The 13870-nt window shown below is 65.8% G+C and carries 15 protein-coding genes, 1 pseudogene and 1 riboswitch; of the genes and pseudogenes, 1 reads left to right on the top strand and 15 read right to left on the bottom strand.

Features of this window, described 5'->3' with window-relative positions:
• The first annotated feature begins 193 nt into the window (after nt 1-193).
• A complete protein-coding gene (locus C501_RS0108345; protein WP_018135173.1) occupies nt 194-838 on the top strand; it encodes a TIGR03085 family metal-binding protein in 645 nt (214 codons plus the stop codon).
• 7 nt (nt 839-845) lie between these two features.
• On the opposite strand, the gene hisF is transcribed toward C501_RS0108345, so the two are convergent.
• From hisF to C501_RS0108265, 15 genes and pseudogenes are all read right to left on the bottom strand, one after another.
• Nucleotides 846-1610, bottom strand: coding sequence for an imidazole glycerol phosphate synthase subunit HisF (hisF, locus tag C501_RS0108340; protein WP_018135172.1), 765 nt, complete (start codon nt 1608-1610; stop codon nt 846-848).
• Nucleotides 1611-1641: 31 nt separating this feature from the next.
• Nucleotides 1642-2493 carry an ATP phosphoribosyltransferase gene (gene hisG / locus C501_RS0108335; RefSeq protein ID WP_026174750.1) on the bottom strand — a complete coding sequence of 284 codons (852 nt, stop codon included), beginning with the start codon at nt 2491-2493 and terminating at the stop codon, nt 1642-1644.
• A 49-nt stretch (nt 2494-2542) separates the two neighbouring features.
• Complete coding sequence (locus C501_RS0108330; protein WP_018135170.1) at nt 2543-2806, bottom strand: phosphoribosyl-ATP diphosphatase; 264 nt, start codon at nt 2804-2806, stop codon at nt 2543-2545.
• A 43-nt stretch (nt 2807-2849) separates the two neighbouring features.
• Entirely contained in the window at nt 2850-3329 is a 480-nt protein-coding gene (ribH, locus tag C501_RS0108325) for a 6,7-dimethyl-8-ribityllumazine synthase (RefSeq protein ID WP_018135169.1), read from the bottom strand.
• Nucleotides 3326-4030, bottom strand: a complete 705-nt coding sequence (locus tag C501_RS0108320) for a GTP cyclohydrolase II (protein ID WP_018135168.1) — start codon at nt 4028-4030, stop codon at nt 3326-3328. The genes ribH and C501_RS0108320 overlap by 4 nt, the downstream gene beginning before the upstream one ends.
• Nucleotides 4027-4728 (bottom strand): 3,4-dihydroxy-2-butanone-4-phosphate synthase, encoded by a 702-nt coding sequence (ribB, locus tag C501_RS12915; RefSeq protein WP_018135167.1) that lies wholly within the window; start codon nt 4726-4728, stop codon nt 4027-4029. The genes C501_RS0108320 and ribB overlap by 4 nt, the downstream gene beginning before the upstream one ends.
• Nucleotides 4725-5420: a riboflavin synthase gene (locus C501_RS0108310; protein ID WP_018135166.1), complete on the bottom strand. Its 696-nt coding sequence runs from the start codon at nt 5418-5420 to the stop codon at nt 4725-4727. Before C501_RS0108310 ends, ribB begins: the two co-directional genes overlap by 4 nt.
• Complete coding sequence (ribD, locus tag C501_RS12910) at nt 5420-6601, bottom strand: bifunctional diaminohydroxyphosphoribosylaminopyrimidine deaminase/5-amino-6-(5-phosphoribosylamino)uracil reductase RibD (protein WP_156807702.1); 1182 nt, start codon at nt 6599-6601, stop codon at nt 5420-5422. Before ribD ends, C501_RS0108310 begins: the two co-directional genes overlap by 1 nt.
• Nucleotides 6602-6620: 19 nt before the next feature.
• Nucleotides 6621-7382 (bottom strand): nicotinamide riboside transporter PnuC, encoded by a 762-nt coding sequence (pnuC, locus tag C501_RS12905; protein ID WP_051064509.1) that lies wholly within the window; start codon nt 7380-7382, stop codon nt 6621-6623.
• 70 nt (nt 7383-7452) lie between these two features.
• A riboswitch (FMN riboswitch) is annotated at nt 7453-7610 on the bottom strand.
• Between the two features lie 42 nt (nt 7611-7652).
• The gene (gene rpe, locus C501_RS0108295; protein WP_018135163.1) at nt 7653-8312 is read right to left on the bottom strand and encodes a ribulose-phosphate 3-epimerase; all 660 of its coding nucleotides are present in this window, start codon (nt 8310-8312) and stop codon (nt 7653-7655) included.
• Between the two features lie 37 nt (nt 8313-8349).
• Nucleotides 8350-9897, bottom strand: a pseudogene (locus tag C501_RS14015) (RsmB/NOP family class I SAM-dependent RNA methyltransferase); the annotation flags it as partial.
• The gene (gene fmt, locus C501_RS0108280; protein WP_026174749.1) at nt 9890-10825 is read right to left on the bottom strand and encodes a methionyl-tRNA formyltransferase; all 936 of its coding nucleotides are present in this window, start codon (nt 10823-10825) and stop codon (nt 9890-9892) included. The gene fmt and the pseudogene C501_RS14015, both read right to left, overlap by 8 nt.
• A 38-nt stretch (nt 10826-10863) precedes the next feature.
• The gene (gene def / locus C501_RS0108275; protein ID WP_018135159.1) at nt 10864-11430 is read right to left on the bottom strand and encodes a peptide deformylase; all 567 of its coding nucleotides are present in this window, start codon (nt 11428-11430) and stop codon (nt 10864-10866) included.
• Between the two features lie 70 nt (nt 11431-11500).
• Nucleotides 11501-12379, bottom strand: a complete 879-nt coding sequence (locus C501_RS0108270) for a hypothetical protein (RefSeq protein WP_018135158.1) — start codon at nt 12377-12379, stop codon at nt 11501-11503.
• Entirely contained in the window at nt 12376-13842 is a 1467-nt protein-coding gene (locus C501_RS0108265; protein ID WP_018135157.1) for a hypothetical protein, read from the bottom strand. The genes C501_RS0108270 and C501_RS0108265 overlap by 4 nt, the downstream gene beginning before the upstream one ends.
• Nucleotides 13843-13870: the final 28 nt, after the last annotated feature.

Here is a 13870-nt window from a genome sequence, read left to right as displayed (position 1 = left end):
CGGGGAGACCGCGCCGCGGATCGCCGAGCTCAGAAGCATACACATCAGACACTCGATCCATTCTAGTGCTTCCGCCCCGAGAGCGGCACCACGTCGTCCGGAAGCGCAGGATCTTATGCGCGGGCCAAGGAAAGCTCTGGTGAAACCGTTTCGCACAAGATTTCAGAGCCGGAACATGCTACTTTCACGAGTAATGCACTTCGTCGATCCTTCCCGTGAGGTCCTGGCTGAAACGCTTCTGGCGGTCGGCCCGGACGCCCCTACCCTGTGCGCCGGATGGCAGTCGCAGGATCTGGCGGCGCATCTGTACCTCAGGGAGCGCAATGCCGGAGTGGGCATCGGGCTGCTGCTGCCCAGCTTCGCCAAGGCCACGGAGAAGGCCACCCGGAAATTGGCGGAGAAATCCGCCACACCGGAGAGCTACGCCAAACTCGTCAAGCAGTTCCGCGAGGGGCCTCCGGCTTTCTCTCCCCTGCGGATCAAAGCGCTCGACGAATCCTCGAACCTCATCGAATACTTCGTGCACACCGAGGATTTGCGGCGGGCCAAGGAGCGCTGGGCACCCCGGGCGCTGGACGAAGAGTACTCGCAAGCGCTCTGGGATGAACTGATCAAACGAGCGGCCATCCTCTACCGGGGCGTGGATCTGGGGGTCGTCCTGGTTCAGCCGTCCGGCCCCAGGCATGTCGCCAAACGTGCACCGGTATCGGTGGCGATCGTGGGCGAGCCCAGCGAACTGCTCATGCATGCCCACGGCCGTACGGATCACGCCCTGGTGACCTTCGAAGGGCAGCCCGACGCGGTGGCTTTGCTCAAAACCGCCGACGTCGGCCTCTGATTCTGCCTCAGCGCACTGGATAGCCTGCGGCGCGAATCGCAGTTTTGACCTCGGCGATCATCTCTACCGGCCCGAAGTGGAACATACTCGCGGCAAGCACCGCATCCGCACCAGCGGCAACCGCCGGCGGGAAGTGCTCGGGCACTCCCGCTCCCCCGGAGGCGATGAGCGGCACCGGAACCGCGGCCCGCACCAGGCGGATCAGCTCCACATCGAAGCCCTCCTTCGTACCATCGGCGTCAATGGAATTGAGCAGGATCTCGCCCACACCGCGGCCGACGGCTTCGCGAGCCCAGGCAACCGCGTCGATCCCAGTGCCCCGCCGCCCGCCGTGCGTCGTCACTTCGAAGCCAGAGGAGGCAGCCGGGTTCCGCCTGGCATCCAGGGAGAGCACGAGCACTTGCGAACCGAAATGCCGGGTGATCTCATCAATGGTCTCCGGGCGGGCGACCGCCGCCGAATTGATCGATGCTTTATCCGCACCGGAGCGCAGCAGCCGGTCCACTTCGGCGATACCGCGCACTCCGCCGCCCACGGTCAGCGGTATGAAGACTTCTTCCGCGGTGTGGCAGACCACATCGAAGGTCGTTTCCCGGTCGGCCGAAGTCGCCGTAACGTCCAGGAAGGTCAGCTCATCGGCTCCCGCGGCATCGTACCTGCGAGCCAGTTCCACCGGGTCTCCGGCATCGCGCAGGTTCTCGAAGTTGACGCCCTTGACCACCCGGCCGGCATCGACGTCCAGGCACGGGATCACCCGGATAGCCACTGACATAGTCGTTCTCTTCCGCTTCTACTGGCCCGGATCAGATCCGGCACGCGTGAATAGCAGATACCAGGATGGCCCTGGCACCTAGCTCGTACAGCTCGTCCATCACCTTGTGCGTATCCTGTTTGCGCACCATCGAGCGCACTGCCACCCACTCATCGTTGTGCAGCGGCGACACCGTCGGCGACTCTAGGCCCGGGGTGAGTGCGCTGGCCTGCGCCAACAGCTCGCGGGGGATGTCGTAATCCATCATGACGTACTGACGCGCCACGAGCACTCCCTGAACCCGGCGCACCAGGACATCGAGCCCTGCCGGGTGCTCGCCTTCCCGCCCGATCAGCACGGCCTCTGAGTGCAGGATCGGCTCGCCGAAGATCTCCATCCCTGCGGCGCGCAGGGTGTTGCCGGTCTCCACGACATCCGCGATGGCATCGGCCACGCCGAGCCGCACCGAGGATTCCACCGCTCCATCGAGTCGCACCACTGTCGCATCGATATCGCGCTCAGCCAGGTAGCGGCGCAATAAGCTGTCGTAACTCGTGGCCAACCGCTTGCCCGCCAGCTGCCGGACATTGCTGAAAGCGCCCATGGGCCCGGCGAAGCGGAACGTCGACGGGGCGAACCCCAGTGGGAGCAGTTCTGCCGCATTGGCGGTCTCGGCGTCCGCATCGAGCAGCAGATCCCTTCCGGTGATGCCGAGATCGAGCGTTCCGGAGCCGACATAGACCGCGATATCACGGGGGCGCAGGTAGAAGAACTCGATGTCCAGGTCCGGATCGACGAGCACCAGTTCGCGATGATCACGCCGCTGCCGGTAACCCGCCTCGGTCAGCATGGCGATAGCGGCCTCGGATAAGGATCCCTTATTGGGAACGGCTACACGTAACATCGTGACATGATCTTTCGGTTGGCTTGACTCTCAGGGAAACTCGGGACGCTCAGAGATGCTTGTAGACATCTTCCAGGCTGAGGCCTTTGGCCACCATGAGCACCTGCACATGGTAGAGCAGCTGAGAGATCTCTTCGGCGGTCTCCGCATCGCTCTGGTACTCGGCGGCCATCCAGACCTCAGCGGCCTCTTCGACGATCTTCTTCCCGATGCCGTGCACGCCGGAATCCAGCTCGGCCACAGTACGTGATCCCTCAGGACGGCGAACGGCCTTATCGCTCAGTTCGGCGAAGAGGCTATCGAAAGATTTCACGCCTTCCAGCCTAACCCCTTCCGGAGCAGCCTGGGTCCTGGAATCATCCGAGGATCAGTGCTGTGCTCAGCGCGGCATGCGTGGCTTCTGCGCCTTTGTCCTCAACCGACCCCGGGTAGTCCGCCGTCGCGGGCAGCCCGGCCCGGTCCAGGGCCTGCTTCTCGGTGTCACAGGTCAGCACCCCGAAACCCACTGGCACACCGGTGCGCACGGCGACTTCGGTCAGACCCTGAGTAGCGGCCTGGCAGACATAGTCGAAATGCGGAGTGCCCCCGCGGATCACCACGCCCAGAGCCACGAGCGCGTCATAGTACGCGGCGAGCCGAGCGGCAGCCACCGGGAGCTCGAAAGTCCCCGGAACCCTGAGCAGCCGCGGCTCAGTGATGCCGGAGCTGCGCGCGCTCCGCAGCGCACCGCTGATGAGCCCGTCCATCACCTGCTCATGCCAGGAGGCGGCGATGATCGCCAGCCGCAGGCCGCCGGCTGCCAGAGCACCCGTCGACGGGGCGCCCGCGCCGCTCATGCCGGGTTCCCCGGCAGTTCGTGGGGAAGAGCGCGCGCCGCCGGATCAGAAGGCTGAGCAGGCTCCACCAGATACGATTCGCCTAAAGCGAGTAGATGGTTCATCTTGTCCCGTTTGGTTCGCAAATACATGATGTTCTCCCGCCGCGAAGGGATCTCCGCCGGCACGGTCTGGCGAACATCGATACCGAGTTCGCGTAGTCGTTGCGTTTTCACCGGATTGTTTGACAGCAGGTCAATACGATTCTGCCCCAGAATCCGCAGGATTGCAGCTGCCGCATCGTAGGTCCTGGCGTCGACCGGCAGCCCTAGAAGCTCATTGGCCTCCACCGTGTCCGCTCCGGATTCCTGGAGCGCATAGGCACGGAGTTTATTGGCCAGGCCGATGCCGCGGCCTTCCTGGCCCCGCAGGTAGATCACCGTCCCGCCATGGCGCTGGACCTGAGCCAGCGCATCATCCAGCTGCTCACCGCAATCACAGCGGTAAGAGCCGAAGACATCTCCGGTGAGGCACTCCGAATGCACCCGCACCAGCGGGACCGGCCCCGGCTCCAGCGGCTCCGCCGCCGAGCTGAGCGAGAGATGCTCGACTCCGGTGCCCGGCTCTTGCCAGGCCTGGACGTGGAAGAGCCCATGCGGTGTCGGCAGCTGCACCACCGGCCCCGGAATCAGCTCGAACTGCTGCGGATCGGGAACGTTCATCGAAGAACCTCCATCAGCTCCTGCTCCTGTCTGCGGTCAAGATAATCCACGAGCTCCGCGATCGACAGCACCGGGCATCCCTGCGCGATCCCGAATTCGCGGATCTCCGCCCGGCGCATCATCTCTCCGTCATCCCGTACCAGCTCAGCGATCACGGCGACCGGAGCGCATCCCGCGAGCCGTACCAGCTCTACCGCGGCTTCGGTATGCCCACGACGCTGTCTGACGCATCCTTCAACCGCGCGGAGAGGGAAGATATGCCCGGGCCGACTCAGATCGCTGACCGTGCTCGCCGGGTCGGCGAGCACCCGCGCCGTGATCGAGCGATCCGTGGCGCTGATCCCCGTTCTAAGGACCGAAACCGCATCGCAGCTGACGGTATACGCGGTGCCCTTGGCATCCTGGTTGTCCGCGACCATCGGCGGCAAACCCAGCCGGTCGGCCAGGGGCTCCGGCATCGGGATGCAGATCACCCCGGAGGAATAGCGGATCGTCCAGCCCATGAGTTCCGGTGTGCTCAGCTCAGCCGCGAAGACGATATCGCCCTCATCCTCGCGGTCTTCATCATCCAGCACCAGCACCGCGCCACCCGCGGCGAGCGCGGCGAGCGCGAGCCGGATCCGTTCGTCGCGGGCTTCTGCCGGGCCGGCCGGAGGCTGATCCGCGGGGAACCCATCGATCAGGCGCTGTGTCTTCATGCTCGTTCCTCCGCGTTCTCTGCCTGACTGAAGCCGAGCAGCCGTTCGGCGTATTTGGCGAGGACATCCGTTTCCAGGTTGACGCTCTGGCCCGGGGCCTTGGCCCCCAACCCGGTCGCCTCGAGCGTGGCCGGGATGAGCGCCACTTCGAACCAGGGCTGCGGATCGTCGACGGCACTGACCTGGGTTACGGTCAACGAGACCCCGTCTATGGCGATCGACCCTTTCTCCGCCACATAGCGGGCGAGCCTGGCCGGGATGGAGAATCTCAGCCGCTGCCAGCCGTCGAGCTCCTGAGAGCTGAGCATGCGACCCACGCCGTCGACGTGGCCCTGTACGATATGCCCGTCGAGCCGAGCACCAACGGGGGTGCAGCGTTCGAGGTTGACCCGATCGCCTGAGCTCAGCTCGCCCAGGGTGCTGCGGGCCAGGGTCTCCCCCATGACGTCCAGGGCGATCCTGCCCGGAACCGGGGCGTCATGGTCCAGGTCCACGACGGTCAGGCAGACTCCGTCCACCGCGATGGAGGCGCCCAGGGTGATATCCGCTGCGAGTTCGCCGGCGTCCAGGTGCAGCAGGACCATGGTGTTATCGGCCCGGGCGGCAGTGTCCCGGGTGGCAGTGTCCTGGGCTGCAGGCCGCTGTTCGATGCCGCGCACGGTGCCCCGACCGGCGATGATTCCCGTAAACATCAGGCGTGCTCCGCTTCTGCTGGGGTGTTCCCGGCTGGTCTCTGATGTCCCTTAGCTTGTTGTTGTCCCTTAGTTTGTTGTTCTGCCTTAGCTTGTTGTTGTGCCTTAGTGTGTCGGACTTCAGTTTCTTCTGAGCTTCCGGTTGCTTGCGGTATCAGGGTCAGCAGGAGATCTGCTCCGGCGCGCTGCGGCGGGCTGAGCGGGTCCCAGCCGAAATGCCGGGCGTCGGCGAGCGCGGTGATTCCGAGATCCCCGATGCCGCTCACGCCCGCGCCCAGTACAGTCGGCGCGAGCGCGACGATCAGTTCGTCCACGAGGTCGGCGCGCAGGAAAGCGGCGCTGATCTGGGCTCCGCCTTCGACCATGAGATGCCGGACCCCCCGGCGATGCAGCAGCCGGCTCGCCGTTAAAGGGTCGTGCTGGGGAATCTGTAGCCAGTTGTCATCGGCCCGGATCGCTGCCGTCTCCGGGATGTCGCGCCGTCCCATGACCACCCGCAGCGGCTGCTTCCGGAGCGGCTGTCCCTCAGCATCTCGTGCGCTGAGCCGCGGGTTATCGGTGAGTACTGTTCCGGTACCCAAGAGCATGGCGTCCACTCGGGCGCGCAGCGCGTGGTTGAGCGCCAGTGATGCGGTATCGGAGATCCATTGGCTGCTGCCGTCCGCTGCGGCGATCCTGCCGTCCAAGGTTTGCGCCAGGTGCAGGCTGATATAGGGCCGTTCCTGGCGGACGGCCTGGAACCAGCGCCGGTTCAGTTCGCTCGCCGCGTTCTGAGCGGCCCCGGCGATCACCTCGATCCCGGCTTCGCGCAGCCGCTGGGCGCCGCCGGTGGCCTCCGGATGTGGATCCGCTACCGCGTAGACCACTGTTGCGATTCCAGCGCGGATGATCGCCTCGGCGCAGGACGGCATCCGGCCATGATGTCGGCAGGGCTCCAGGGTCACCAGCAGCGTCGCTCCCCGGGCGTTTCCACCGGCTCGCTGCAGCGCGGCCAGGGCTTCCGCCTCGGCATGTGGGGTTCCGGCACCCTGATGCGCACCGGTGGCCAGAAGCTCCCCATCGGGGCCCAGCAGCACGGCTCCGACCAAGGGGTTGGCGCCGCGCACACCGGTCTGAGCGGCTTGGATCGCCCACTGCATGGCTTGGCGGTACCGCTCATCGGACGCTGACGGCGCCCCCATAGCGGGGCCGGCTCCAGGATTAGTCGGCATGGTTGCGCTCCGTCCTGGAACCCTCCGGAGGGGCTGAATCTTCCAGGGTGACCGTAGGGTCCGGGAAGCCGGTTTCGATAGTGAGCCGCTGGGCTTCAGCCCGGTTCCGGACCCGCCACCAGACGAAGAAACCGATCAAGGTAAACACCCCGTAGAAGGCGTACATCAGGGCACTGGAGTAGTACCCCGCGGAGAGCAGCAGAGGCACGCCCACGATATCCACGGCGACCCAGATCAGCCAGAACTCGACCCAGCCTTTCGCCATGCCGTAGGTGGCCAGAAGAGATCCCATGAAGATCCAGGCGTCAGCCCAGACTGGCTCGTAGGAGCCCAGGGCGGAGAAGATCGGGGTCAGCAGGCCGGTGCCCAGAAGCATCGCGGCGATCAGGCCGAATCTCACCCGCCAGCCGGCCCATTGCGGCTCGACGACTGCGGCACCGGGGTTCTCAGCCAGCCGTCGTCCCTGACGCCAGCGCCGCCAGCCGTAGATGGAGACCGCGATGAACATCACCTGGCGCCCCGCCTGGCCCAGTAGATTCACGGGGTTCGGGGAGCCGAAAACGGAGCCCATGAAGACCGTGAAGAGAAGGACGTTACCGGCGATGCCGATGGGCCAGGCCCAGACTTTACGGCGCATTCCGCCGAGGGCGCTCAGCAGCCCGAAGACATTTCCCAGCACTTCCCGCCAGAGCAAGAATCCGCCACCGGCGAATTCGATCCTCGCGTCGAAGAGCCATCGCAGAAAATCGATCATCCGTTCCCTTCCAGCCACTGCGATGGCTCCGGGGACGAACGAGCGGCGCGCCGCAGCGCGCAACCACGTACGTGCTTCTCCCATCCAGACTTTGACTGTCGGTACCGGAATTCCACCGGTTCAACCGCATGGTCCCGATCATCCGAATGATCTCGGATGCCGGTGCTGTGCGGGTCGCGGACTATGACCGCCGGTTCGGACTTTCACCGACCCCGGAGCACGTTAGTTAACAGCCCTCATTATGCCACGGCAGGCAAGGGCCCGGTCTCAGCCTCCGGCGTGATCCGCAATCTGGCGCAACATCTGCACGGCCTCGGCCGGATCCGGGGAGTTGTACACGGCAGAGCCGGCGACGAAGACCGTGGCACCGGCCTCAGCGGCCTGTTCGATGGTCTCCACCGAGACACCGCCGTCGACCTGGAGCGCTACCGCGGCGCCTGAACCGTCGATGGCCGAGCGCGCCCTGCGGATCTTGGGGAGCATGGTCTCCAGAAAGGGCTGACCTCCGAAGCCGGGTTCCACGGTCATCACGAGCAGCAGATCCAGTTCCGCGAGCAGGTCCAGGTAGGGCTCTACCGGGGTGGCCGGCCGCAGAGCCAGCCCGGCCCGGCTCCCCCGCGCCCGCAGCTCCCGGACCAGCCGAATGGGTGCGGCGGAGGCCTCGACGTGGAAGGTCACCGAGGCGGCACCGGTATCGGCGTATTCGGGTGCCCAGCGATCCACATCGGTGATCATCAAGTGAACATCCAGCGGAACCGGGCTGACCTCCTGGATGCGCTGCACGACCGGCAGGCCGATGGTCAGATTGGGCACGAAGTGGTTGTCCATGACATCCACGTGAACCGCATCGGCCGTGGCGATCTTGGCCAGTTCGGCTTCCAGATTTGCGAAGTCGGCAGACAGGATGCTGGGGTTGATGGCACTCATGATTCCTCCTGGACGGGGGGGCGCCGGCGGCAGCCGGTTTGCGGATCAAAGCGATGAACATGGCGTCGGTGCCGTGCCGGTGCGGCCAGAGCTGGGCGGTGCCCGGCAGCATCCCGGAGTCGCTCGCGGCATTCAGGGGCTCTAAGGCCACGGCGTCCAGGGCCGCACCGGCATCGAGCAGCTCCAGCTGCGGGTTCTTCTTGAGTACCTGGCGCACTACCTCGACCGTCTCCGCCGGATGCGGCGAGCAAGTGACGTAGGCGAGCACGCCGCCCGGGGCGAGGAGCCCTAGACCGGCGTCGAGGAGTTCGCGCTGCAGGGCGCTCAGTTCCGAGACCTGCGCCGGGGTTCTGCGCCAACGCGATTCCGGCCGACGCCGTAGGGCACCGAGCCCGGTGCAGGGCGCATCGATCATGATCCGCTGGAAGGTTCCTTCATCCTGGGCAGTGACCGTCCGGCCATCACCGGTACGGATCTGCCATGCTTTCTCCGGGATCGGGGCTAGTGCCTTGCGCACCAGCTCGGCCCGGTGGTCAGCAGGTTCGTTCGCCAGCAGAGTCGCGCCCCGCTGAGCCGCGAGCGCACCCAGCAGCGCCGCCTTGCCGCCGGGCCCGGCGCACAGATCCAGCCAGGCCTCAGCACCATCGGCAGACCCCGAAAGAGGCGCATGGGCCAGGGCACGGGCCACCAGCTGTGAGCCGACATCCTGCACCCGCACGGTGCCCTCCCGGATCGAACTGAGCCTGCCGGGGTCACCGCCCGAGGACAAAGCGGAGTCGGCGACAAGCGTGCCCGCTTCGAACCCTGCGTCGAAGGCTTCATCCAGTTCGCCGAGCCCCGGCAGCGCGACAAGATTGACGACGGGAGCGGCATTGTCCGCCTCCAGCAGCTCCTGGATTTCAGACACCGGGCGGCCATGGGCGGCCAGAGCCTGACGCAGGGCCCGCACGATCCACTCCGGGTGTGCGTAGCGGAAGGCGTTCTGCGCCACCTGATCGGTGCTCTTCGCGGTGAGCAGATCCAGCCAGCTGGTCAGCTCCCGCTCCCCGATCCGCCGCAATACCGCATTGATGAAGGATGCCGCACCGGCGCCGACCACCGCCCGGGCCAGTCCCACGGTCTGGTTCACTGCGGCGTGGGCCGGGATCCGCATGGCCAGGAGCTGATGCACGCCCAGCCGAAGAGCGTCGAGCACTGCGGGGGCGACCTCGGCGAGGGGCCGGTCGACGCACCGGGCGATGATGGCGTCGTACGTGCCCAGGAAACGCAGCGCTCCATAACTGAGCTCCGTGGCGAGGCCGGCATCCCGCCGGTCCAGGCGATAGCTGCGGATCTTGGCTGGGAGTACAAGGTTCGCGTAGGCGTCCTGCGCACTCACCGCCCGAAGCACCTCGTACGCCACCAACCGGGCCGGATCCGCTTCGCGCAGCCGCTGTGCCGGAGTGGCTTCCGAGTACTGCCGCGAGCCGGAGCCGCCCCGGTTCCGCTGCCGTCCTTGAGTATTCCGGGTATTTCGCCGCCCACCGGACTCCTGCTGCGGGCGCACCTCGGCGTTACGGCGCCGCTCGGGCCGTCGCTCAGACATCGAACTTCATTCCTCTGATCACCTCTGCCGTACCCAGGCCGCGTATCCAGGCCATCGCATCCATCATCTTCTTACCTGCGGGCTGCACCTGACCCAGCTCCACCGCATACGAACCAGTGCCGGCAAGCAGCTTCCCAGCCTGCACGTCCAACTGGCCGGGAGGCAGCTGCCGTTGATCGGGCCGCATCTGCACCGGGCCGAGCTTGATCCGCTGATCGGCCAACATCGCCCAGGCCCCCGGCTCGTGGGTGACCCCGCGGATGCGCCGCCAGACCGCGAGCGCCGGCTGGTTGAAGTCGATCCGACCGTCAGCCGCATGCAGTTTGGGTGCCAGGCTGATCTCGCCTTGCTGCGGGATCGGCTGCGCGGTTCCCTCAGAAATCGCCGTGAGCGTCTTGGTCAGCAACGCGGCGCCGGAGATCGAGAGCCTACTCAGCAGGTCCGTGGCGGTGTCCTCCCGGCGGATCTGCTCGGTCATGGTGCCGTAGACGGGGCCGGTGTCCAGGCCTTCTTCCAGCAAGAAGGTGCTCGCTCCGGTGATGTCATCGCCGTGGATCAGGGCGTGCTGCACCGGTGCCGCACCCCGCCAGGCCGGTAAGAGCGAGAAATGCAGGTTGACCCAGCCGTGCGGCAGCGCCTTCAGTGCGGCTGGCGGAACGAGCGCCCCGTAGGCGACCACCGCGGCGATATCCGCAGACAGCTCGGCGATCCGGCGCTGGGTTTGAGCATCCACGGCGGCGGCCCGGATCACCGGCAGGCCCAGGCTCTCGGCTTCAGCGGCGACCGGGGACGGGGTGAGCACGCGTTTGCGGCCGATCGGGGCATCGGGCCGGGTCAACACGCCGACGACCTCGCATGCAGCGCTTTTCTGCAGGGCGGCGAGGCTGGGCAGGGCTACCGTGGGAGTCCCCGCGAAGATTACTCTCAGCGGCTGTCCAGGGGCTTGAGTTTCCACAGTCTGTGCCATCATCGGCCGACTCCGAAAGCAGAACCGGCCTGCTGGGCCTGCGAGCCCCGGTGCTGCGCGGTCCGCTGGGCCTGACCTGAGAAATCCGTGTGCCGGATCGCCTGCATCGCCGCTCTGCGGTCCTCGCCGGAGAGCCGCTCCAGAAACAGCCTGCCTTCTAGGTGATCGGTTTCGTGCTGCATGCAGCGGGCGAGCAATCCGGTGGCTTCGATCCGTACCGGCTTGCCGTCACGATCCGCACCGGTGACCACGCTGTGCTGATAGCGCGGTGCGGCGAAGCTGAGCCCCGGTACGGACAGGCATCCTTCAGCTCCTTGCTCCTGCCACTGCTCGCCGTTTTCCAGCACCGGGTTGACGACGTGCCCGTACTGGCCGGCTACCCGGTAGGTGAATACGCGTAGACCCACACCGATCTGGGGAGCAGCCAGGCCGGCTCCGGACACGGCGTCCATCGTCTCTATCATGTTCTCGATGAGCTTCCCGAGCTCCGGACCGAAGTCGGTGACTTCCGCAGCGGAGGTGCGCAGCACCGGATCTCCGATGAGCCGGATGGGGAGAATTGCCATACTGTGCCCCGCGCTCCTGTTCCGAGTTCCTAATGAGGTTCCCTACGAGTCTAGGCGAATCCGAACGCACCTAGGTGAGCTCCGGCCTGGTTTCCTGGCGCGGCGGCGCGGGGACGGGCAAGAGCGGAACCCCGGCCTGAGCGGCTTCCCGGTCGCGTTCCCAAAGCCGCCGCAGAGCGCAGAACTTGTACCAGTGCTGGGGCAGGATCTCCGGGTTCGCCCGCTGCGGAATCACGGCCCGTTCGCTGATGGCCACGGCGAGCAGTAGCGGTTCCTGCTGATACTGCTCGGCATAGGACCAGGGCGCCCAGGAGCCGGTATGGGCGTCCTGGAGGAATTCTTCGGCTTTGAGCCCTGCGGTCAGCTGTGTCACCACCCGCGGGTCCAGCGCTTTGACCTGCCCCCTGCGGTCCACGCCTTTGGTCTTGAAGTCGATGAGGCATAACCGGCCAGCGATCACCGCCACGAGGTCCAGAGTGCCCGCATAGCCGACGGCATGGTTCCACACCGTGACCTCCGGGGCGAGCGGCTGCACGTCATACTGCTGCCACCATTCTTCGAAGCGGTCCGCGTAAGCGCTCTCCCCGTGTTCTGCCAGCAGCTCTCGTGCCCCGCGCACATCGTGTTCCCGGCTAAGAGCCCGCAGCGCGATCTGCTCGGCGAAGGCATGCACCCTGTCGCCCCGTTCCGAGGTGGCCTGGCGGTACTGCTCGGCAGCGGAGGCGGCTTCACGGACTAGGGGGCGCAAGGCGGCGGGCTGACCCGCCGAGACGGGGAGATCTGGATGATCGGCCAGGGCTTTCGCCGCCATATAACCGGCCCAGCCGAGGAGGTCGGGGGTCTGCATGCCGATCACCGTGGTGATCGAGGGCACTTCGGGCTGGCCTCCCGGCTGGCGCGAATACATCCGCCCGAAGTCGGTGCTGTGTGCTAAGAGCGGCTGCGTCACGATGCGCCCCCGTGATCTCCCCTGCGTGACCTCTGGCCCGGTGCTTTCCGCCGGCTCTCCTGATCCCGGCCTTGCCCCTGTTCCTGCTCCTGCTCTTGTCCCTGCTGAACGCTCGCCTCCGGTGGGGCTTCGCGCTCGACCTCTTCTTCGGCCGCAGCTCTCGCCTTAGCCCGAGCAGCGGCTTGCGCCACAAGCAGTTCAGGTGCCACGAAATGAGCTTTATACGCGAGATGAACCGCTAAAGCCTTGCTGGTCTGCAGAATCAGCGGATCGTAGAAAGCGTCTCGGTAAGCCTGGCTGGAGTTGACCGACACCGCGAAGTTCAAGGCCGCGATACCCGCCAGAAAAGCCGAGACGCGCACCTCGGCCTCCGGAAAGGCATTGAAATTGATGCCGAAGAACTGAGAGGGGCTATTGGGTTTACCGCTCCAGCTCTGGGCCAAATCCGGCGGGATCGACAAAGTGCAGAGCACCATCATGAAGACAAAGGCGAGCGCCCCGAAGAACAGCACCTGAATGCCCTGTGCGAGCACCAGGACGATCACGACATTGGCGCGCTCCAGAGGACTCAAATCGCTCCAATGGTTCTCCGCCGGCTCCTGCTCCGCTTCTTCCTCCGCCTCGATGGAGTCTTCCAGCCCGGCTAGCGGGGTGCCTTCTCGCAGCTTGCGGCGGGTTTCCTCAGTCAGCTCCTGCGGCATCGTCACCGCTTCCTTACGGGCACTGTGCACGACGAACATCGTGCCCACCAGCGCCAAGAAAGCCAGCAGCCAGAACATCTGCCCGCGAGCCAGCCGGGATGCCATCTGCCAGGTCTCCACGGAATAGAAGGCGAAGATCACGACGAGAATCAGCAGCGGCAAGGCGATCGACGCCAACAGCCAGATCGCGGAGAGCTGCTTCACCGCAGCGCGTACGCTCCAGCCCAGAAAAGAACCGAGTCCCAGCCAGGTCAGGGCGATAACCGCCAGGACCAAGACGATGGAGATCAGCGTGTCTTCGTACCAGTTGACGCCTTCGACTCCGATGGAGAGCAGTGGCACCACCGCGACCAACAGGAAAATCGACACTGAAGCGACCAGACGCGCCCAGGCCGGCCGGGTTCGCACGTAACGGCGCGCCAGCACCGCCGCAAGCCCCGGAATCACCAGCAGCAGAACGAACAAGAAGCCCAGCACCACAAGCGAGATCACCAGAGGCAGGAAGTCCTCGCCGCCCGCCGCCACGCCCTCGGCATCGAGCTCACCATCGAGGAGAGTCTGTACCTCTAAAGTGAAAATCCGCAGCAGCAGGATCAAGCTGGCGCTGAAGATCGCCAGGAAGACGAGGACCGGGGCGCTGCGAACCAGAAGCCGGCGGCCACGATTGCTACGGTCGACGAAATACGGCAGACCCTGGGCCCGGAACCACTGCTCCGTAACGTATCTGGCCCGGTGCTCCGTTACCTCGCTTGCTCCGTTCATGACGCCCCCTCCGGCGATCAACTCTCCG

Source organism: Acaricomes phytoseiuli DSM 14247 (genome assembly GCF_000376245.1).
Taxonomy (GTDB): domain Bacteria; phylum Actinomycetota; class Actinomycetes; order Actinomycetales; family Micrococcaceae; genus Renibacterium; species Renibacterium phytoseiuli.
This window is presented reverse-complemented; position numbering and strand designations above follow the sequence as displayed.

What these genes read in the sequence shown, in the direction of transcription:
- C501_RS0108345 (WP_018135173.1), top strand. Translation starts at nt 194, where the DNA reads ATGCACTTCGTCGATCCTTCCCGTGAGGTCCTGGCTGAAACGCTTCTG.
- hisF (WP_018135172.1), bottom strand. Translation starts at nt 1,610, where the DNA reads ATGTCAGTGGCTATCCGGGTGATCCCGTGCCTGGACGTCGATGCCGGC.
- hisG (WP_026174750.1), bottom strand. Translation starts at nt 2,493, where the DNA reads ATGTTACGTGTAGCCGTTCCCAATAAGGGATCCTTATCCGAGGCCGCT.
- ribH (WP_018135169.1), bottom strand. Translation starts at nt 3,329, where the DNA reads ATGAGCGGCGCGGGCGCCCCGTCGACGGGTGCTCTGGCAGCCGGCGGC.
- C501_RS0108320 (WP_018135168.1), bottom strand. Translation starts at nt 4,030, where the DNA reads ATGAACGTTCCCGATCCGCAGCAGTTCGAGCTGATTCCGGGGCCGGTG.
- ribB (WP_018135167.1), bottom strand. Translation starts at nt 4,728, where the DNA reads ATGAAGACACAGCGCCTGATCGATGGGTTCCCCGCGGATCAGCCTCCG.
- C501_RS0108310 (WP_018135166.1), bottom strand. Translation starts at nt 5,420, where the DNA reads ATGTTTACGGGAATCATCGCCGGTCGGGGCACCGTGCGCGGCATCGAA.
- ribD (WP_156807702.1), bottom strand. Translation starts at nt 6,601, where the DNA reads ATGGGGGCGCCGTCAGCGTCCGATGAGCGGTACCGCCAAGCCATGCAG.
- rpe (WP_018135163.1), bottom strand. Translation starts at nt 8,312, where the DNA reads ATGAGTGCCATCAACCCCAGCATCCTGTCTGCCGACTTCGCAAATCTG.
- def (WP_018135159.1), bottom strand. Translation starts at nt 11,430, where the DNA reads ATGGCAATTCTCCCCATCCGGCTCATCGGAGATCCGGTGCTGCGCACC.
- C501_RS0108265 (WP_018135157.1), bottom strand. Translation starts at nt 13,842, where the DNA reads ATGAACGGAGCAAGCGAGGTAACGGAGCACCGGGCCAGATACGTTACG.